This is a genomic window from Cognatiyoonia sp. IB215446, from assembly GCF_033963825.1.
Taxonomy (GTDB): domain Bacteria; phylum Pseudomonadota; class Alphaproteobacteria; order Rhodobacterales; family Rhodobacteraceae; genus Yoonia.
Genome location: NZ_JAXBMD010000001.1, coordinates 282,249 through 301,351 on the forward strand (window position 1 = coordinate 282,249; position 19,103 = coordinate 301,351).

Consider the following 19,103-nt stretch of genomic DNA (forward strand, 5'->3'; position numbering starts at 1 on the left):
TTATCCCCCGGCGAGTGCGTCCAGCTTTGCGCCCAGTTTGGCGTCAAGCGCGCTGAGGCCATCTGCGTCATGGGTCGTCAAGGTGACCTCGACGCTTTTGTAGACGTTGGACCATTCGGGGTGGTGGTTCCATTTTTCGGCCCAGATCGCCGCGCGGGTCATGAAACCGAAGGCCTCAACGAAGTTTTTGAAAACGAACGTCTTGTGGATCGCGTCGCGGCCATCGACCATGGCCCAACCGCTTTCAAGGAGTGGCGTGATCTGTTCGCCGCGTTCAGCGTCGGTCAGTTTGTCGGTCATTGGTGATCCTCCATGTCGGTTTTTCGGAAGGGGCCGTAGCTCGTCAGCACCTCAATCTCGTGATCGATGGCGCTTTTCTCGGCCTCCAGATAGCGGGCGACGGCATCGCGAAAGCCTGGGTCGCCGAACCAGTGTAGCGAATGGGTGGCGACGGGCAGATAGCCGCGGGCGAGCTTGTGTTCGCCCTGCGCGCCCGCCTCGACCTTGTCCAGCCCGCGCCTGATCGCGAAGTCGATGGCCCGATAATAGCAGAGCTCGAAATGCAGGCAGGGGTGATGTTCGGTGCAGCCCCAATAGCGCCCGAACAACGCGTCGCGCCCGATGAAGTTCAGCGCGCCAGCCACGGGCCGCCCATCCCGCAGGGCGAGTACCATGAGCATATCGTCAAGCAAAGTCTTATGCGCGATGTCGAAGAACTTGCGGGTGAGGTAAGGCGTGCCCCATTTGCGGCTGCCGGTGTCCTGATAGAAGATCCAGAATGCGTCCCAGTGTTCAGGCTGGATCTGATCGCCGGTCAATTCGATGATCTCACCGCCGAACCCGTTCGCCTGCTGGCGTTCTTTGCGCAGGTTCTTGCGTTTGCGGCTGGCGAGCGAGGCCATGAAGGCGTCGAAATCGGCATAGCCGTCATTGACCCAATGAAATTGCTGAGACGTGCGGGTGAGCAGGCCCATCTCGCCGCCTGCCAGCGCTTCGGCTTCGGTACAAAAGGTAGCGTGGAGCGATGAAAGCTCATTGCTCGCGGCAATCTCGACTGCGCCCTGGATCAGGGCGGACATGCCGGTGATCTCATAGCCCGGACGGGTCAGAAACCGCCGCCCTGTGGCGGGGGTGAAGGGCACGGCGATCTGAAGCTTGGGGTAATAGCGCCCGCCCGCATTCTCATAAGCATGGGCCCAATTGTGATCGAAGATGTATTCACCCTGAGAATGCCCCTTGGCGTAAAGAGGGGCGGCGGCGATCATCTGCCCATCCTGACTTGCGGTCAGGTATTGCGGTTGCCAGCCGCTGCCCGGACCGACCGATTTGCTGTCTTCCAGTGCTTTCAGGAACCGGTGTGTAGTAAAAGGGTCACTCGGACGCCCCTCCGCCGCTTCCGGGCAGGCACACGCGTCCCATTCGACCGGATCAATCGCGTTGATCGACGGATGGGCCGTGATTTCGATGGGCGTGTCCTTCATGTCTTGCAACTTGTGTGCAGGTGCCCCGCCGTCAAGCCAGATAGCCTTCAAAGGTCACATTATCGGCGATGCGGCGCGCCTCCGCCTCTTGTTTGGCCGAGCGGATGGTCCAGCAGAGGATATGCGCACCTTGTGCCTTGAGTTCTGCCACGCGGGGCCGGTCGAGGTCGTTTGCCTCGTGGCTGATAAAGCACGCGCCGACACGATCATAGTCAGGGATTTCGCGCAGTGTCTGCCGTACATCCCGCGGGACCTTTGGCCAGAATTGCGGCTTGTAGCTGGATGTGACGAGACCGCGTGGGATGTCTGGCCCAGACTGCGCGCAGGCGGCGACGCTGTGGGGGTTGAAGGACATCAAGGCGGCGTTGCCTTGATAGTTCTTAAGCGCCTGACAAGTGGCCTCTTCCAATGGTCCGATATCAGGGCCCATCGCGCCGTCCTGATCCTTGATTTCGATCAGAAGCGGTACCTGTCCCGCGACCGCTTCAAGCACCGTCTCAAGAGACGGGATTGTGCCCGCATCATCTTTCAGAGGAATTGCGGCGAGGTCGTCGCGGCTTCGCGCGCGGACCGGGCCGGTTGCGCCTGTCAGCCGATCAAGCACGTCGTCGTGAAACACCATCGCGTGACCATCGCTGGAAAGCTGCACGTCAATCTCGATCCCGTAGCCCGCATCAATCGCGGCTTTGATCGAGGCGAGGCTGTTTTCAACCCTGCCCGCCTTGCGATCATGCAAGGCGCGGTGGGCGATGGGCCGGGCAAAGAACGAGGCTGGCAGAGTCATTTGATCTGAAAGATGGCCTCGATCTCAACCGCGACACCCAAGGGCAGGCTGGCCGCGCTGACGGCCGCACGCGCATGGCGGCCCTTGTCACCCAAAGCGGCCACGAGGAAGTCCGAGGCCCCGTTGATCACCTTGGGCTGGTCAGTGAAATCAGGAGTAGAGTTGACGAAACCTGTCAGCTTCACGACTTGCACCAGCCGGTCGATATCGCCGTCGCAAGCCACTTTAAGCTGCGTCAGAAGCGAAATCGCGCAGAGCTTCGCGGCATCCGCCCCTTGTTCGAGCGTAAAATCCGCGCCGACTACGCCCTTTACCGGTCCGTTTTCGTCCTGGCTGATCTGGCCCGAGACATAGACCATATCGCCCACGGTGACGAAAGGCAGATAGTTTCCCGCCGCCTTGGGTGCATGGCCGACATCCGGAAGGGTCACACCCAATTTGGCCAGTTTCGCTTCGATCGCAGACATCGCATCCTCCTTGGTTTCGGGCGGACGCTAGCGGGCCTTTCGCATGTGTGCAATCAAGTCTCCCGGAAGGCGCGCACGAAGTAATCGGCCAGCGGTTTGAGGAGGTAGTTCATGGGTGTCCGGTCCGCCGTGCGCACAAAAGCATCGACCGGCATGCCCGGGATTAGCGTCATGTCAGCGGGCAGACGCTCCATCTCGCCATCGTTCAACTGAACTTCGGCGCGGTAGAACGAAAGGCCCGTTTGTTCGTTTTGAAACGCATCTGCCGAAACCAGCGTGACCTTGCCTTTGAGTTCCGGCGTGCGCCGTTGGTCGAGCGCGGACAGACGTAAAGTGACGTCCTGCCCCACAAAGATCTGGTCAACATCGATCACCTGCACCTGCGTCGCAATCACAAGAGGGCGGTCCTGCGGGATCAGATAAAGCACCGGATCGGCGGGCCGGATCACCGATTGCGGCGCAAAGACCTGCATTCCGTAGACGATGCCCGAAACAGGTGCCCGGATATCCAGCCGGTCCAACTGCCGCGTCAGGGTGCGACGTTTTTCGGCCAGCTCCAATTCGTTGAATTGCAGGTCGCGCAATTGGGTAATCGCCTCTTCCCGGCGGGTTGAGGAGAGGCCAAGGATTTCGATCTCAATCTCCGTCATCCGCTCAGCCGCCTGGGCCGCTTGTGACGTTAACTCGCCCACGCGGCCCAGCAAGTTAGCCTCTTCCCGCTGTAACGACAATACCCGGCTGGCCTGGGCAAGACCGCGGTCGAGCAGCCTTTGCTGATCACTCAGTTCCTGTTCGATCAAGGCACGTTGCGTGTTGATGGCGGTCTGCTGCGCCGCGATCCCCTGAAGCTGGCTTGCGATCTGGGCGCGTTGCTGGCTGAGCTGTTCTGCCGAACGGCGGTTGGTTTCCAGCCGCGCCTGAAACAGCCGCTCCTGCCCCGCGATCAGGTCGGGCACATCCGGATTGGTCGCCTCAAGCAGGATGGGGCTAAAGGTCAGCGTGTCGGTATCATCGCGTTCCGCTTCCAGACGCGCGCGGCGGGCGAGGATCTCAAAAAGCTGCCCTTCGACGACGGCTAGTTCGGATTGCAATACCGTCGCATCCAGACGGATCAAGAGGTCACCCGCCTCGACCGCGTCGCCCTCATCGACGAGGATTTCCTCAACAACGCCGCCATCGGGGTGTTGGACGATCTGCCTGTTGCGATCAACCTCAACCTGGCCTGAGGTGATCACCGCGCCGGTGATCTGCGCTGTTACCGACCAAAAGCCGAAACCGCCCACGAGAATGCTCAGCGTGATCAGACCGATGACCATATGGCGGCTGACCGACCACCGTTCCTTGCTGCCATCATCGCTCATGACACACCTCCGGCCTTGCCCGCGCTGCGTTTGATCTGATCGTGGTTCTTGACCATCTCTGCCAGCACCTCATCCTTGGGGCCAAAGGCGCGGCGGGCACCGTTTTCGATCACAAGCAGCGTGTCGCATTCCTGAATGGCCGCCGGGCGATGCGCCATGATGAAGACGATCTTACCCTCTTCCTTGAGCGTGCGGATCGCCTTGTTCAACGCGATGGAGCCGTCATTATCGAGGTTCGAATTGGGTTCATCCAGCACCAGTACGACGGGGTTGCCATACATCGCCCGTGCCAGCCCGATCCGCTGGATTTGTCCGCCAGACAGCCGCCCGGTATTGGCGGTCACCCGCGTGTCGTAACCATCGGGCAGCTTCAGGATCATCTCATGCGCGGCGGCCTTCTGGGCTGCTTTCACAACCTCTGCGTCATCGGGCGTCATCGACATGCGCGCGATGTTTTCCTTGATGGTGCCGTCAAAAAGCTGCACGCGCTGCGGCAGATAGCCGATATGCTGGCCCAGCACATCCGGGTCATATTGATCGAGTGCGGCGCCATCCAGACGGATTTTGCCGCCAGCCGGCTGCCAGACACCCGTCAGCACCCGCGCCAGGGTCGATTTGCCTGCGCCTGATGTGCCAATCACCCCAACGGCCTGACCCGGTTCGATGGTGAAGCTGATCATGCGCAAAGATGCCTGCTTTTCACCCGGTGGCACCACGGTGACTTGGTCGGCCACGAGACGCGCCTTCGGCACCGGCAGTTGCGTGCGCTGTTGCTCTTCGGGAATCGCGCCCAAAAGAACGCTCAGCCTTTGCCAGCCCTCGCGCCCTTTCTGAAAGGCAGGCCATTGCCCGACGATCATCTCCAACGGTGCGAGAGCGCGGCCCAGCAGGATCGAGCCTGCGATCATCGCACCGGGCGACAACTCCCCGATAAGCACCAGGTAAGCCCCCAGCCCCAGCATGGCCGATTGCAGAAACAGCCGGAACGATTTGGTGCCAGCGGTGTAAGACCCTGCTGCATCGGCCGCGCCAATGGTCGCATCAAGCGATGCGCCGCGTGCCACCTGCCAGCGGTCAAAGGCAGCATTCCGCATGCCCAAAGAATGCACCATCTCGCTTTCATTGCGGATCTGGCTGCCCAGTTGCTCGGATGTAAAGGTCGCCGCGTTCGCCTTTTCGAGCGGCTGGCGGGTGTTGATCTGATTGAAGATCGCCACCGCGACCAAAACGAACGCCCCGGCCACTGCCAAGAGGCCGAGATATGTGTGGAACACGAAGATCCCGAAGAAGAACAGCGGCGCCCAGGGCAGGTCAAACAGCGCCATCAGCGCGGGCGATGTGATCAGCCGCTGCACCGCCTCCAGATCACGCAAGCCCGTCGCCGCCTCTTTCGGGGCTCGGTTGAGCGTCGTGGCGCGCAGCACCGCGCCAAAGACACGCCGATCCAGCCGCGCCTGAAAGCGCGCGCCGACCCGCGCCATGACCCGCCCGCGCACGAAATCGAGGATGCCCATCATCCCGTAAAGAAACGCCACGAGCACGGAAAGTGTGACCAGCGTCTCAAAAGACCGTGAGCTCAGCACCCGATCATAGACATTGAGCATATAGAGCGGACCGGTCAGCATCAGCATGTTGACGAAAAAGCTGAAGATGCCCACGGCCCAGTAAAGGTTGCGGCTTTCGCGGCGGGCGGCGACCAATTCCGCTTTGCCTTGGCTGATCAGGTCATCGGCCATGAAGATATGCCCATTCTTGCATCATGTACGTCTGCTATACCATATTCGCCAAAGGTGAATAGTTGTTGTCAAAATCCCGCACGCATCTGAGCGATTTTTCATAAAGGATTGATTGCACGCATCAATTCTCGCAATGATCGCAAGATGCGCTGCCTGACTACCCTTCTTCTGATACCCTTTGCCGCGACGGCAGGTCCCTATGACGGGGTCTATAAGCAGACCGTGAATTCCGAATGCTCGCTTGTTGGTGCTGATGGCGGGTCGCTGAAGATTGAGGAAAGCATCTTTTATGGTGTTGAGGTCGAATGCCGCATGGCGCGGCCTGTCGACATTAATGACATGAACGCCACGATCTATCATATGGAGTGTTCGGGTGAGGGCGAAACCTGGACCGAGCGCGCGATGATCATGCATGACGCTGAAAAGACCGGCATTTACATGATCTGGGACGGCTATGCCTTTCGGTACGAGCGCTGTGAAGACGGGGAGCTTTAGGCAGCTTGCACCGGATTTCGATGTCTTTGTCGACCCGCCGCAAGGGCACCAATCCCCAATGCAAGCGTTGCAGCAAAACCGGCACAACCGGGGACAAGGCCAAAGATCGCCTCCTGCACGAGTAACCAGATGGATTGTGCACCAAGCGCTGCACACCCAATCACGATAAAACCCGTCAAAGCAATGGACAGTCGCTGTCGGTCACGCACGATCCTGCGTAGCGCAATGAGCGCGGCAGCTCCAACGATTTGCGGAAAAACGATCGCTCCAAGCGCGACTAAGTGACGGACTATGCCGTCCGCTCCCATCATTTCAGCCACCAGAAGCAGAATGAAGACAGACAGGCTTATGAACAGCAAGAGCAACGCAAAGACTGCGACAATCCAACAGGTCCGGGCCAAATGCATCGGTCGGCGCAACGACAAGTAAATAAATGCCAGACCTGCGCAACTAAGTCCCAGGAAGAACGCGCCCTCACGGATCAACGCGCGTACCGGGTGACGGACATGAAAGTAATGGTCACGATTGCCGGAAAATCCGACTTTGTCCGAAAACGTCATAAAATTCATGTGACCGGCGGTGACCAGAAGCAAGGACAACCCGATGACCAAAAGAATCGTCGCGGCACGCGAAATGCCGATCGACGATGGTAGGTCGTGCGTCCTGCGTATCAAACTGGGCCTATTGTCGTGCCAGCGCGTCGGATTCGCTGATGATGTTTTCCAGAAGGTTCAGGATCGCCCCATCTGCGATCACGCCGCCCGAGCTTTCCAGAACACCAGTGCTTGGCGGCGCTTGCGGAATGGTCATGGGGAGCGGTGTCGGCTGTTTGCCATCAAGCACATGCACCATCGTTTCCCGCCAGATCGTCGCGGGCAGCCCGCCACCTGTCACGCCGGAAAGCGGGCGGTTGTCGTCATAGCCCATCCAGACGCCGGTCACGTAATCGCCGGTAAAGCCGATAAACCATGCGTCGCGTGACGAATTGGTCGTGCCGGACTTCCCGGCGATCTGCCAGCCGTCAATGCGCGCCCGCCCCCCGGTGCCTCCTTCGCCTTCGACAACCTTGGTCATCATCCATGTCAGTTGCCGCGCGGCATCGGTGCGGATGATCCGCTCTCGAATGCCGGCATCCTGCGCATCCATGAGCGATTCCGGATCGCCCTGAATGCGCAGATCGGTCAGCCCGTAAGGCTCGACCGCAGAACCGCCATTCAGAATGCCTGCATAGGCGCTGGTCATGTTCAAAAGGGTGCTTTCCGACACGCCAAGTGCCAGCGCAGGCCCTGCGGCCAGGTCACCCTGCAGGCCAAAACCGTTCGCGACATTGCGGACGTATTCGCGCCCGACATCCTCGGACAACAGGATCGCCGGGATGTTGCGGCTTTCGGCCAGCGCCTGAATCATCGTGACGGGGCCTTTAAACTGGCGGTCGTAATTCTGCGGGCACCACTCAGGAGACCCGCGTCGTTGCCAGCAAGTCGGCGCATCTTCGATCAGCGCATATGGCGACATGTCCAGATCAAGGGCGGTGGCATAGATGAACGGTTTGAAGGCCGATCCGGTCTGGCGCAGCGCCTGGGTCGCCCGGTTAAACGCACCCGTGGCGCTGATATTACGGCCACCGACCATCGCACGCACGGCACCGTCGGCGGACATGACGACAATGGCCGCCTGCGCCTCTGACCCTTCGCGGACGTCGCGGTCAAAGACGGTCAGCAGCGCCTCTTCCGCCGCTTTCTGGATGTCCTGGTCCAACGTGGTGCGGATGATCACGTCTTCAGTCGTATCGCGGGTAAAGAATTCCGGCCCGCTTTCCATCACCCAATCGGCAAAGAACCCGCCGGATTGCTGGGCGGCCTGCTCAGACAATGTCGCGGGGTTCGCGCGGGCATCATCAGCCTGGGATGCGGTGAGGTAGCCCTGATCCTCCATCAGTCCAAGTACCAGCGCGGCCCGGTTCTGCGCACGTTCAAGGTTGCGGGTGGGCGCATTGGTCGATGGCGCGGTCAAAAGGCCCGCGAGCATGGCGGCCTGGGCCGGGTTCACCTGATTGGCCGAAACGCCAAAGTACCGCTGGGCGGCGGCCTCAAAACCACGGCTGCCCGCGCCCAGATAAGACCGATTGAGGTAGATCGTGAGGATTTCGTCCTTGGTATAGGCGATTTCCATACCCAGCGCGTAAACAGCCTCGCGCGCCTTGCGCCACAGGGTGGTGCGGCGACAATCGCGTTCATAGGCGGCCTCTGATTCCCAAGCGTTCTGGTCATACGGCACGCCAAGGCACAAAAGCTTTGCCGTTTGCTGCGTGATTGTCGAGCCGCCGTGACCGGAGAGAGGCCCGCGTCCTTCGCGCAGGTTGATCCGTATGGCCGAGGCGATGCCGCGCGGGGAAATGCCGAGATGGCGATAGAAGCGCTTATCCTCGGTCGCGACGACAGCATTACGCAAATGCGGGGAAATCGTGTCGGTGGTGATCATTCCGCCGAATTGGTCACCGCGCCAGGCGAAGACCTCACCCGTGAGGTCCGTCATGGTGACGGAGCCCCGTGTGCGCTGATCCACCAAATCGGTGATCGCGGGCATCTGTGCGGCAAAGTAAAACGAAAATCCTGCGATGATGAGTGCTGTGATCAGCCCAATGCGCCAACTGAACGCCCAGACAAGGCGCAAAATCCAGCGAAAGGGCAAAAGAATCCAGCCTAACAAACCCTTTGGCCGCGCGGGCTTCGGGGCGGCCTTGCGGCGCGGTGCTTTGCGCGCTGCCGGTTTGGCGGCCTTTTTCTTTGGGCCGGGCTTCTTCCCGCCATTGCCCGCAGGATAGCGCCGTTCGGCCACCAAAGGTGACCGCTTTTTGCCGTTTCCACTCATGTTCCGCTCGACTGACTGGGTTGCTTGTTTTCTGCGATCATAGTGGAGGCGGATGCAAATGTAGAGCGCTGACATGCGCGGATATCCGTCTTTTTAATCTGCTCAGAAATGAGGCGATTGGGATAATTTGTGCAAAAATTGTGCAAATGCACCCTGTTTCACGTGACGAAGGGCAGGCCGCAAGCTTGCCGACTCCGCAGGTGCACGCTTTGTCATCGTGTGCAAGCGCGCGCCGGTCCAAAAACCGGGGCCCGCAAGGAAATTGCAAGGGGAAGAACGTGAAACTCATCATTGCAACAATCAAGCCGTTCAAGCTCGAGGAGGTGCGCGAAGCGCTGACCACCGTGGGTGTGCGCGGCATGATGGTGTCGGAAATCAAGGGCTTTGGCTCACAATCAGGCCATACCGAGATTTACCGGGGCGCTGAATATGCCGTGAACTTTGTGCCCAAGGTCAAGCTAGAGATCGTGGTGCAGGACAGCATGGCCGAGCAGGTCGTCTCAACCATCGCCACCACCGCCAAGACCGAAAAGATCGGCGACGGCAAGATTTTCGTACTCGACGTGGAAAGCGCAATGCGCGTGCGCACGGGCGAGATCAATGATGACGCGCTGTGATCGCGTAATGAGGGACAAAGTCATGAAATTTACCAAACTTCTATCGGTCGGGGCGGCGCTGACGCTGCTGCCGACATTTGCGCTGGCGCAGGACGCCGCGCCCGGCTTTGACGAGATCGGCCCCTATATCATGACCACCTTGCTGTTCCTTGTGGGCGGCTTTCTGGTGTTCTGGATGGCAGCCGGTTTTGCGATGCTTGAGGCGGGCCTCGTTCGTTCCAAGAACGTCACAACACAGCTGACCAAGAACATCGCACTCTATTCGCTGTCGGCGATCATGTACTGGCTCGTCGGCTTCAACCTGATGTATCCGGGCGATGCCTGGATCGTTCCGGGCTGGTTTGGCACATTCGCGCCAACCTCACTGGAGCCTGTGGGCCTGGCCGCTGGTGATGCAGCGCTTGATTATGCCTCCGTCGCGTCGGACTTCTTCTTTCAGTTGATGTTCTGTGCAACCACGGCATCCATCGTGTCCGGTACACTGGCCGAGCGGATCAAGCTTTGGCCCTTCCTGATCTTCGTCGTCATTTTGACAGGTCTGATCTACCCCATCGGTGCCTCCTGGCAGTGGGGCGGCGGCTGGCTGTCTGAAATGGGCTTCTATGACTTCGCTGGTTCGACTGTTGTGCACGCAGCCGGTGGTTTCGCAGCGCTTGCCGGTGCGATCATCCTGGGTGCCCGGATCGGCAAGTACAAGGACGGTCAGGTCATCCCGATGCCAGGTTCAAACCTCGCCCTTGCTACGCTGGGTACATTCATCCTGTGGCTGGGTTGGTTCGGCTTTAACGGTGGTTCGCAGCTTGCCGCGGGTACCGTTGGCGACATCACCGATGTGGGCCGCATCTTTGCCAACACGAACATGGCCGCTGCATCAGGTGCGATTGCAGCGCTGATCATGACCAATGTGATGTATCGCAAGCCTGACCTGACGATGGTCCTGAACGGCGCGCTGGCAGGCCTCGTGTCGATCACAGCCAGTCCGCTTGAGCCGAGCCTCTTCGGCGCGCTCTGGATCGGTGCTGTTGGTGGTATCATCGTCGTCTTCGCGGTGCCCTTCCTGGACAAGCTGAAGATCGACGACGTGGTTGGCGCCATTTCGGTCCACATGATCGCTGGTTTCTGGGGGACAATCGTCGTGCCGGTTTATGCCGACGCAAGCTTTGTGACGCAGTTCATCGGCTTCATCGCCATCGGTGGCTTCACCTTTGTGGTCAGCCTCGTGGTCTGGATCATCCTGAAAGGTGTGATGGGCATCCGTGTCTCTGAACAGGCCGAGCTTGATGGGCTCGACGTCTCGGAGCTTGGGATGGAAGCCTATCCTGAATTTGCAAAGGGCTGATTTCCTTCCAGTCAGTTCTGCAAGACAAACCCGGGCGGATGCGCCCGGGTTTTTTCGTTCAAGACAGGGGCGCGTCGCATTGCAAAATCTGCCGCGATTACAGGCAATGTTGCAATAACCTGTCGCAAGGTATCGAATGTATGGCTCATTCTGCGAAGAAATTGCGCCGGTATCGTTCATATTGTCTCTCGTAGATATCTTCCCAGCGCGATTGGAGCTTTGTCATGATCCAGACCCCTTATCTTCTGTTCCTTGGTGACGCGCCGGATCAGCTTGCCGCGAAGGTGGCGCAGGGGATCAAGGATTGGCGCCCGGAAAATGCGGTGGGGCAGTTTCGCATGAAAGGCTGTGGTGCTGATCTCGGTATTCACGATCTGACATTGGAAGAGGCGCGCGCCGCTGGCGCACAGACGCTGGTGATCGGCGTGGCCAATCGCGGGGGTGTGATCTCGCAGGCGTGGAAGGATGTCCTGGTCGAGGCCTTGAAAATGGGATTCGATATCGCCTCGGGGCTGCACAACCTTCTGCGGGATGAGGATGAGCTTGTTGCCGCAGCGCGCGTCAATGGCCGCAGCCTTTTTGATGTACGCATCCCCTCGGTCGCCTATCCCATTGCCAATGGCAAGAAACGCACCGGCAAACGCTGCCTCGCGGTGGGGACGGATTGTTCGGTGGGCAAGATGTATACCGGCCTTGCGATGGATACCGAAATGCGCCGTCGGGGCATGAAATCCACGTTCCGCCCCACCGGGCAGACCGGGATCTTGATCACGGGTGGCGGTGTGCCTTTGGACGCGGTGATCGCTGATTTCATGGCAGGCGCAGTCGAGTATCTGACGCCCGACAATGACCCGGATCACTGGGATCATATCGAAGGGCAGGGCAGCCTCTTCCACGTTTCCTATTCCGGGGTGACCATGGCGTTGATCCATGGTGGCCAGCCTGACGCGCTGGTCCTCGCACATGAGCCAACGCGCACTCATATGCGCGGCCTGCCCGACTATGATCTGCCGAGCCTTGAGGCTTTGCGGGATACGGCTTTGCCCCTGGCCCGCGTGGCCAACCCGGCCTGCGAGGTCGTTGGCATCTCGATCAACACCCATCATTTGGCCGAGGATGAGGCGCTGGTTTACATGGCAGAGGTTGAGACGCGGATGGGCCTGCCGACGATTGATCCGTTCCGTCAGGGGGCGGGTCGTCTGGTTGATGCGCTGGCAGCGCTATGACTTTTATGCCTCCGGCGGAGGTATTTTTGAACATGAGAAGCAAGGTGCCCGCATGCAGATAGAGGTGACGCACGACGTTTTCCGGCTGGCGCAGGCCTTTACGATCAGCCGGGGGTCGCGCAGCGAGGCAAAGGTGCTGAGTGTGACGCTTGATGGTTTAGGGCGGGGGGAGTGTGTGCCCTATGCCCGCTATGGCGAGACGCTGGAGAGTGTCACGGCGCAAATTGAAGGTTTACCGAGCGATATCACCCGCGAAGGCCTGCCGGACCTGTTGCCGGCTGGCGCGGCCCGTAATTCGGTCGATTGCGCGTTGTGGGACCTTGAGGCAAAGCAGGCCGGGTGTCGGGTCTGGGACTTGTTGGGTTTGCCGAAGCCCGCGCCGGAATTTACCGCCTACACCTTGTCACTCGACACGCCAGAGAGGATGGAGGCGCAAGCGGCCCTCAACGCAAAGCGCGCCTTGCTGAAGATCAAGCTGGGCACACCCGACGACATGGTGCGGCTGGAGGCCGTGCGCCGTGGCGCCCCCGACACACCGATCATCATCGATGCGAATGAAGGGTGGACCGCCGAAATCTACGCCGATCTCGCCCCGCATCTGATCCGGCTGGGTGTCCAGATGGTTGAGCAGCCGCTGCCTGCCGATGACGACGATATGCTGGCCGAGGTCGCGCGGCCCTTGCCCGTCTGCGCCGACGAAAGCTGCCATGACCGCGCCAGCCTGCCCGCGCTCAAGGGCAAATACGACATGGTCAACGTCAAGCTCGATAAGGCCGGAGGGCTGACTGAGGCTTTGGCATTGAAAGAGGCCGCGATGGCCGAAGGCTACGGGATCATGGTGGGCTGTATGGTCGGCTCATCCCTTGCCATGGCACCCGCTACGATCCTCGCACAAGGTGTGGCATTCACGGACCTTGACGGCCCGCTTCTATTAGCCGAAGACCGGGACACACCGCTTCTATACGATGACCAAGGCGTGCATCCGCCCGCCGCCGCACTTTGGGGATGATCATGCGCACGGTTTATGTCAACGGCGATTACGTGCCGGAAAACGACGCCAAAATCTCGGTCTTTGATCGGGGGTTCCTGATGGCGGATGGCGTCTATGAGGTGACATCGGTGCTCGATGGCAAACTCATCGACTTTGCGGGCCATGCCAAACGCCTTGAGCGGTCGCTAAGCGAACTCAACATGCAGCAACCAGCCTGTCTGCCAGATCTGCTGGATATCCACCGCGAACTGGTGCGCCTAAATGGTGTGGAAGAAGGGATGGTCTATCTGCAGATCACGCGTGGCGCGCCGGATGATCGAGATTTTGTGTTTCCTGATCCGGAGACAACCGAACCGACCGTCGTCCTTTTCACGCAGAACAAGCCGGGTCTTGCTGATAGTCCAGCGGCCAAAAAGGGCATCAAGGTCATCTCCATCGAAGACCAGCGCTGGGCGCGGCGGGATATCAAGACCGTGCAGCTTCTCTTCCCGTCGATGGGCAAGATGATGGCCAAGGCCGCCGGTGCGGATGATGCCTGGATGGTCGAGGATGGCGCGGTCACCGAAGGCACGTCCAACAACGCTTACATCATCAAGAACAACACGATCATCACGCGTCACCTGGGCAGTGAGATTCTGCACGGCATAACACGCGCAGCGGTCCTCCGCTTTGCCCGCGAGGCGCAGATGAAGGTCGAAGAACGCAGCTTTACGATTGCCGAGGCGCAAGAGGCGGATGAGGCTTTCATCACCTCGGCCAGCACATTCGTGATGCCAGTGGTTGAGATTGACGGCGCGACTATCGGTGCAGGTGCGCCCGGCCCAGTCGCCACGCGGCTACGCGAGATTTATCTGGACGAAAGCCGCAAGGCCGCTGTCTGAAATTAGCCAATACTCACGAAAAAGGCCCCGATCTGCATCGGGGCCTTTTCAATTCTGGTGTGGGATTTAGACGGCGATCTCGCCACCATCCTCTTTCGTGACAACAACAACGGATGGCCGTGGTGGCATGTTGTCATCGAAATCGGGCCAGCGGGTGGCGGGGTCTTCGAAGGTTGATGCACGCTCAAAGCCAGCGAAATCGCCGGTGCCGTCGGTGCCGGGGTGCTGCACGGCAAGGAACAGTGTTTTGTCCTCATCGGCAAAGTAAGGCCCGCAAAGCTCACCACCGACCGGGCAGCGGAAGAAGAGCTTTGAGTGGCCCCGCAGATCACCTTCGGTTTCCAACGAATAGAGGCCATCCGACTTGCCTGTCCGACCCCAGCCAGAGCCTTGGTCGGTTGAGATCCAAAGACGACCGGACGTGTCGATGGCGCAGTTGTCGGGCGAGCCGAACCAGCCATTCTCCGATGTCTCCGGGTTCCACATCGCGCCCACTTCCGCGATGGTCGGATCACCGCAAAGAACAAGGATCGACCATGTGCCGAATTCGGCAGAGTGGTTCCCGCCTTCTTCCTTGATCTCGATGATGTGGCCGAAATTCGATTCAGGCCGTGGGTTTGCGGGATCGACCTGCTCAGGCGTGCGGCGCGAGTTGTTGGTCAGCATGATATATGCTGTCCCGTCGCCGCGTGGCTGTGCGTCTTCGGGGCGGTCCATCGGGGTAGCGCCCAGAAGGTCGGCGGCCAGACGCGTGTCGATGGCGATATCAGCCTGGCTTTCAAACCCGTTCTCAGCGGTCAGTGGGCCCTGGCCATGGACCAACGGCAGCCAGTGGATCGTGCCATTCGGGTCAAAGCGTGCCACGTAGAGCGTGCCTTCGGACAAAAGGGTCGAGCCGAAATGGCTGTTCTCTTCCGTCACAGCTTCTGCCGACACCCACTTGTACTGATAGTCAAAGCGGTTGTCGTCGCCCGAGTAGATGACCAGACGACCATCAGACGCGATGGTGGTTTCCGCACCTTCGTGACGGAAGCGACCCAGAGCCGTGTGCTTGATCGGCATCGCGTCAGGGTTCATCGGATCAACTTCAACGACATAACCAAAGCGGTTGGGCTCATTCGGCTCAATGTCGATGTTGAAGCGGTCATGGTACTGACCCCAGGCGTACCAGCGACCGGGAACGCCATAACGCTCCATCGAGGCTGCTTCGGGCTGGGCGGACACGTCCACGTCACCGTCGGCATCGACCACGTCAGACCAGAAGTAACCGTGGAAGTTCTCTTCGGCCATCAGGTAGGTGCCCCACGGTGTCATGCCACCGGCACAGTTGTTGATGGTGCCCAGCACGGTCATGCCAGCAGGGTCAGCCGAGGTCCGCAGACGTGGGTGACCAGCGGCGGGGCCATCGAAAGTGATTGGCGTTTCGGCGGTGATGCGCCGGTTGGCCGGGTTGTCTCGGTTGATCGCCCACTTACCGTCGCTACCCTTAACGATTTCAAAGACCGATCCGCCATGAGCGGCCATTTCGATATCGACAAGTTCCTTCGTCATGCCTTGGAAACCGTCGCGGTCCTGACGGCCAAGACCCGGGAACATCACCTCTTCATTGGTGTATTCGTGGTTGACGCAAAGCATGCCGCGGCCGGGTTCGATTTCGGCAAAGCCGACATAGTCGTTGTTGTAGCCGAACTGCTTGGATTGCGCTTCGGCGGTCTGGTTCATGACGTCGAAATCAGGTGCATCAGCGGTGATTGGGTCACCCCAGCGCACAAGGATATCGGCATTGTAGCCGTCAGCGATGTGGTGGTTGACGTCATTACCCCACTGCAATTCGTCAAAGACATAGCGGCTGTCAGCGGCCGACTGCGCGCGGGCTGCATTGGGGGCAGTCAGTGCGGTGGTACCAAACAACGCGGTTGTCGCGGTCACGCCCAATGCTCCGCGCAGCACATCGCGACGGCCATAGCGGCGCTGGATCACATCGCCGATCGTGTTGCCAAGATTTGGATTGGTTGGGATGTCATCGAAGGCTTCAAAGGCTTCGGCCTTGTTCCCGTATTCCGAACTCTGGATAATGTCATGCCGTGACATGTCTCTGGATCTCCCCTAGATGTTTGAGCTTTGCAGGCTGAACAGGACCTGCTCTAGGCGACCTGCTAGTACCCGTTCTTAAAAGTTAGATGACAACGATAGCACAGGGTGACCCAACCCGCATAATGCGGCTGACCGTCACAGTGCGGGATATGTCCGGCGGGCGCCACGGTGAGCACCCGTTTCGAACCTGAAGTCAGCCTTGCGCTTGTGCCTGCAAGGCTTTGGCGCGCTCAGGCGGAACGCCCAAAACTTCCTCGATCCGGTGAAGAAGTGTGTCTTCTTCGGTGTGGATTGTGCCATCCACCAACGCGACCTGCCACAAGGCGAGCAGGGTAGCTTCTTTTTCCGCTGTGCTGATCGCGTGTTCAAGGATTGCAGCAATATCGGATGTGCGGGGGATTTCTTTTTCCAGAACCTCGCATTCGGCACGCATCTTTGCCGCCTCAACCGGGTTCAGCTCGTGCCGCTTGGCGAGAATCTTGTCGATGACGACGATCTCCTCAAAAAGATACGCGTCATCGGCTTTGGCGGCACGCACCAAGAGGGCCCCCAGCGCGTGCGGCGCGTCTGCCTCTGGCAAAGGGGTCTTGTATCCGGCTGGATTGCCAAAAAAGGCGATGAGGCGTTCGAGCATGTAAGTGGCTCCGTCGATGACGCTTAGCTGCAGCCTAACCTGACATTCATGCTGGGGCCATTGCAACTATGACTGGTCAAGACAGCTTTGACCGGAGGCGTTTAGGGCGGAAAGGTTGCGGCTGGAGCCATTCCAACTAAATAGCAACCGACGAACGCTCGGCGGCGAGACGCTCAAAGCTTACCGAGACTAATCTAAATACAGACCTGTGGTTTTGAAAATCAATGGGCGCGGCGTTTCCATAATTTGACTATGACACCCGGCTATCCTTAAGCACAACAATACAGGAAGAAGGTTGAGACAAATTTGAAACTAACCTTTTTTGTGGTAGCCTAGAACCCGTTGATGCGGGTTCTCAGTCCTTTTGCTCCTAACAGCATTTTAGGAATCGGTCTGGTTAGTTTTGGGGTTTCTCTTTGTATGTTGACATTTAAGACGCCTGCAAGGTTTGGCCCGGTGGCGACATTCCTAATTATTCTTATGGCGGCAATTGTGCTCAGATCATGGCAGCTGGGTCATCCGGCGCCATGGTGGGATGAGCTACACTCACTGTGGTATATTCGGAACTCCACCTCGCATCTGCTCGATATCCATCGCAGTACCGATATCCATCCACCATTGTACTTTTTGACTTTGAAAGGCTGGTCGTCACTTTTTGGTGTCAGCAGAGAAGCGAGTCGCGCCCTGTCAGTGACGCTTGGGTGTTTCGCGCTCCTGCTATTGTTTTTTGGCACCCGAAAACTTTTTTCTACGCCGGTTGCACTGATCGCAGTTGGCTTCTTTGCCACCTTCCCAACAGCCGTTCACTACGCACGTGAAATCCGTATGTATCCACTTCTGACGGTTTGGTTTTTACTGTCGTTTTTGTGTTTTGCCTATCTTTATCGCGGTATGCTTGACAAAAAATCGCCGATATCGGCAGGGCAGCGTGCAAGTTGGATAGCGGGCTTCGCTGTCAGTTTGGCACTGTCGTTCTATACTCACTACACAGCTGCATTGTACTTCATGCTTTATACCTTAGTTGGGCTTCACGTTCTGTTACGGGGTCACCGCGGGTTATTCGTGGCGGTCTGGGGCGGTCTGGCTATCGCGACTTTGCTCGTGCTGCCGCAAATGGTGCAAATGCTGCAAAGCTCTCTCGGTGACCCGAGAAAGAGCTGGATGGCACCGACGACATGGACCGTGTTCTACAGCAATACCCTTGGGGCCTACCCTTATCCCGGGGTGCTAAAATTAGGAATTCTTGCAATTCTGGGCTCTGGGCTGGTCTTGATGACCCGCCGCTTTCGCGACGAGACCGCGATTTTGCTGTTCCTGAGTGTGGGCGGCATGCTGCTTGCTGCAGTGATCGGGATTTGGGAACCGATATATCTGGTGCGCACCATTCAGGTTTTTACGGCCTTTTCCGGCGTTTTCGCGGCATTCTTGCTGCTGGAAATGCCACGTTGGCTTGGTTTGGTGACAGGCGCTGGGCTATTGGCTCTAAATATCGCAACGGTCGCAATAAACGAATATCCACACGCGCGCGAGGATTTGCTAGTCGACAGAATCGGCCCTCTTGTAACGCTACTGGATCCCGCCTCGGATCAGGTCTTTGCGAAGAGTTATCCACCTTTGATTAGGCAAATGGAGATCTATGATGTGCCGTTTTACGACATTGCACAGCCCATTTCGCTAGCGAATTTAGAGCAGCAGATACCGCAGGTTCGGGCCGCGGCACATTCATGTATGGGGTTACCTCAAGAATGCCGAGCCTTTGTGCTGGTTGTCGAGGCTGATAGCGATTTTGAAAAGGAGGCCGTCGCCGCTTGGAATGGGTTGGCGGATGAGTTGCGAGCTGATGCGCCCCACTTTCAAGAAGGGCTGTTGGTGGGGTTTAGGGTGCTGGCTTTGTCACAAGACCCCATTTTCCTATCGCAAGTTTCGAATATTTTCAGCAATTAAGATCGGCATAGCTCGTTTGATACCCGATAATTCATGTTCCATTTGGTCGGCGTGATCACCGCGTTTGGCCGCCGCAAATCAGAGTGATCGCGGCCTGTCGCCATGCCCGCCAAAAAATACCGGCATTCTTGGCAAACCTCTTCAAACTGTCCGCAAAATTAATGAGGTTGGAAAGCTTTCGC

17 protein-coding genes are annotated in these 19,103 nt (G+C 58.7%); 8 read left to right on the top strand and 9 right to left on the bottom strand.

From position 1 onward, the window contains the following. Genes SLH49_RS01400 through SLH49_RS01425 form a run of 6 tightly spaced genes read right to left on the bottom strand, consistent with a single transcriptional unit; the run spans position 1 to position 5,829 of the window. Positions 1-300 carry a 4a-hydroxytetrahydrobiopterin dehydratase gene (locus SLH49_RS01400; protein ID WP_320267389.1) on the bottom strand — a complete coding sequence of 100 codons (300 nt, stop codon included), beginning with the start codon at positions 298-300 and terminating at the stop codon, positions 1-3. After that, positions 297-1,481, bottom strand: coding sequence for a GNAT family N-acetyltransferase (locus SLH49_RS01405; protein ID WP_320267390.1), 1,185 nt, complete (start codon positions 1,479-1,481; stop codon positions 297-299). Before SLH49_RS01405 ends, SLH49_RS01400 begins: the two co-directional genes overlap by 4 nt. Positions 1,482-1,512: 31 nt before the next feature. Beyond that, a complete protein-coding gene (locus tag SLH49_RS01410) occupies positions 1,513-2,265 on the bottom strand; it encodes a glycerophosphodiester phosphodiesterase family protein (RefSeq protein ID WP_320267391.1) in 753 nt (250 codons plus the stop codon). Next, positions 2,262-2,732 (bottom strand): RidA family protein, encoded by a 471-nt coding sequence (locus SLH49_RS01415; RefSeq protein WP_320267392.1) that lies wholly within the window; start codon positions 2,730-2,732, stop codon positions 2,262-2,264. The genes SLH49_RS01410 and SLH49_RS01415 overlap by 4 nt, the downstream gene beginning before the upstream one ends. Positions 2,733-2,785: 53 nt before the next feature. Continuing rightward, entirely contained in the window at positions 2,786-4,093 is a 1,308-nt protein-coding gene (locus tag SLH49_RS01420; protein WP_320267393.1) for an HlyD family type I secretion periplasmic adaptor subunit, read from the bottom strand. Beyond that, the gene (locus SLH49_RS01425) at positions 4,090-5,829 is read right to left on the bottom strand and encodes a type I secretion system permease/ATPase (RefSeq protein ID WP_320267394.1); all 1,740 of its coding nucleotides are present in this window, start codon (positions 5,827-5,829) and stop codon (positions 4,090-4,092) included. The genes SLH49_RS01420 and SLH49_RS01425 overlap by 4 nt, the downstream gene beginning before the upstream one ends. Before the next feature lie 144 nt (positions 5,830-5,973). Here SLH49_RS01425 and SLH49_RS01430 point away from each other — a divergent pair, with 144 nt between their 5' ends. Beyond that, positions 5,974-6,324: a hypothetical protein gene (locus SLH49_RS01430; protein WP_320267395.1), complete on the top strand. Its 351-nt coding sequence runs from the start codon at positions 5,974-5,976 to the stop codon at positions 6,322-6,324. 281 nt (positions 6,325-6,605) lie between these two features. Then, positions 6,606-6,977 carry a hypothetical protein gene (locus tag SLH49_RS01435; RefSeq protein WP_320267396.1) on the top strand — a complete coding sequence of 124 codons (372 nt, stop codon included), beginning with the start codon at positions 6,606-6,608 and terminating at the stop codon, positions 6,975-6,977. A 28-nt stretch (positions 6,978-7,005) separates the two neighbouring features. On the opposite strand, the gene SLH49_RS01440 is transcribed toward SLH49_RS01435, so the two are convergent. Beyond that, a complete protein-coding gene (locus SLH49_RS01440) occupies positions 7,006-9,195 on the bottom strand; it encodes a PBP1A family penicillin-binding protein (protein WP_320267397.1) in 2,190 nt (729 codons plus the stop codon). A 278-nt stretch (positions 9,196-9,473) separates the two neighbouring features. On the opposite strand from SLH49_RS01440, the gene SLH49_RS01445 reads away from it, so the two are divergent. The 5 genes from SLH49_RS01445 to SLH49_RS01465 all read left to right on the top strand — a co-directional run bounded on the left by SLH49_RS01445 (position 9,474) and on the right by SLH49_RS01465 (position 14,249). After that, a complete protein-coding gene (locus SLH49_RS01445; protein ID WP_320239396.1) occupies positions 9,474-9,812 on the top strand; it encodes a P-II family nitrogen regulator in 339 nt (112 codons plus the stop codon). 22 nt (positions 9,813-9,834) lie between these two features. Then, a complete protein-coding gene (locus SLH49_RS01450; protein WP_320267398.1) occupies positions 9,835-11,151 on the top strand; it encodes an ammonium transporter in 1,317 nt (438 codons plus the stop codon). Positions 11,152-11,375: 224 nt separating this feature from the next. Continuing rightward, positions 11,376-12,377, top strand: a complete 1,002-nt coding sequence (gene dgcN / locus SLH49_RS01455) for an N-acetyltransferase DgcN (protein ID WP_320267399.1) — start codon at positions 11,376-11,378, stop codon at positions 12,375-12,377. A 52-nt stretch (positions 12,378-12,429) separates the two neighbouring features. Further along, complete coding sequence (gene dgcA / locus SLH49_RS01460) at positions 12,430-13,386, top strand: N-acetyl-D-Glu racemase DgcA (protein WP_320267400.1); 957 nt, start codon at positions 12,430-12,432, stop codon at positions 13,384-13,386. Further along, entirely contained in the window at positions 13,383-14,249 is an 867-nt protein-coding gene (locus SLH49_RS01465; RefSeq protein ID WP_320267401.1) for a D-amino-acid transaminase, read from the top strand. Before dgcA ends, SLH49_RS01465 begins: the two co-directional genes overlap by 4 nt. Before the next feature lie 66 nt (positions 14,250-14,315). Here SLH49_RS01465 and SLH49_RS01470 read toward each other — a convergent pair whose 3' ends face one another. Both SLH49_RS01470 and SLH49_RS01475 read right to left on the bottom strand, forming a co-directional pair. After that, a complete protein-coding gene (locus tag SLH49_RS01470; RefSeq protein WP_320267402.1) occupies positions 14,316-16,340 on the bottom strand; it encodes a PhoX family phosphatase in 2,025 nt (674 codons plus the stop codon). 196 nt (positions 16,341-16,536) lie between these two features. Continuing rightward, positions 16,537-16,977, bottom strand: coding sequence for a TerB family tellurite resistance protein (locus SLH49_RS01475; RefSeq protein ID WP_320267403.1), 441 nt, complete (start codon positions 16,975-16,977; stop codon positions 16,537-16,539). A gap of 345 nt (positions 16,978-17,322) precedes the next feature. Here SLH49_RS01475 and SLH49_RS01480 point away from each other — a divergent pair, with 345 nt between their 5' ends. Next, the gene (locus tag SLH49_RS01480) at positions 17,323-18,921 is read left to right on the top strand and encodes a glycosyltransferase family 39 protein (protein WP_320267404.1); all 1,599 of its coding nucleotides are present in this window, start codon (positions 17,323-17,325) and stop codon (positions 18,919-18,921) included. Positions 18,922-19,103 lie beyond the last annotated feature (182 nt).

What these genes read in the sequence shown, in the direction of transcription:
- SLH49_RS01430 (WP_320267395.1), top strand. Translation starts at nt 5,974, where the DNA reads ATGCGCTGCCTGACTACCCTTCTTCTGATACCCTTTGCCGCGACGGCA.
- SLH49_RS01465 (WP_320267401.1), top strand. Translation starts at nt 13,383, where the DNA reads ATGATCATGCGCACGGTTTATGTCAACGGCGATTACGTGCCGGAAAAC.
- SLH49_RS01440 (WP_320267397.1), bottom strand. Translation starts at nt 9,195, where the DNA reads ATGAGTGGAAACGGCAAAAAGCGGTCACCTTTGGTGGCCGAACGGCGC.
- SLH49_RS01415 (WP_320267392.1), bottom strand. Translation starts at nt 2,732, where the DNA reads ATGTCTGCGATCGAAGCGAAACTGGCCAAATTGGGTGTGACCCTTCCG.
- SLH49_RS01410 (WP_320267391.1), bottom strand. Translation starts at nt 2,265, where the DNA reads ATGACTCTGCCAGCCTCGTTCTTTGCCCGGCCCATCGCCCACCGCGCC.
- SLH49_RS01405 (WP_320267390.1), bottom strand. Translation starts at nt 1,481, where the DNA reads ATGAAGGACACGCCCATCGAAATCACGGCCCATCCGTCGATCAACGCG.
- SLH49_RS01425 (WP_320267394.1), bottom strand. Translation starts at nt 5,829, where the DNA reads ATGGCCGATGACCTGATCAGCCAAGGCAAAGCGGAATTGGTCGCCGCC.
- SLH49_RS01475 (WP_320267403.1), bottom strand. Translation starts at nt 16,977, where the DNA reads ATGCTCGAACGCCTCATCGCCTTTTTTGGCAATCCAGCCGGATACAAG.
- SLH49_RS01480 (WP_320267404.1), top strand. Translation starts at nt 17,323, where the DNA reads ATGCGGGTTCTCAGTCCTTTTGCTCCTAACAGCATTTTAGGAATCGGT.
- SLH49_RS01450 (WP_320267398.1), top strand. Translation starts at nt 9,835, where the DNA reads ATGAAATTTACCAAACTTCTATCGGTCGGGGCGGCGCTGACGCTGCTG.
- SLH49_RS01470 (WP_320267402.1), bottom strand. Translation starts at nt 16,340, where the DNA reads ATGTCACGGCATGACATTATCCAGAGTTCGGAATACGGGAACAAGGCC.
- SLH49_RS01420 (WP_320267393.1), bottom strand. Translation starts at nt 4,093, where the DNA reads ATGAGCGATGATGGCAGCAAGGAACGGTGGTCGGTCAGCCGCCATATG.
- SLH49_RS01400 (WP_320267389.1), bottom strand. Translation starts at nt 300, where the DNA reads ATGACCGACAAACTGACCGACGCTGAACGCGGCGAACAGATCACGCCA.
- dgcN (WP_320267399.1), top strand. Translation starts at nt 11,376, where the DNA reads ATGATCCAGACCCCTTATCTTCTGTTCCTTGGTGACGCGCCGGATCAG.
- dgcA (WP_320267400.1), top strand. Translation starts at nt 12,430, where the DNA reads ATGCAGATAGAGGTGACGCACGACGTTTTCCGGCTGGCGCAGGCCTTT.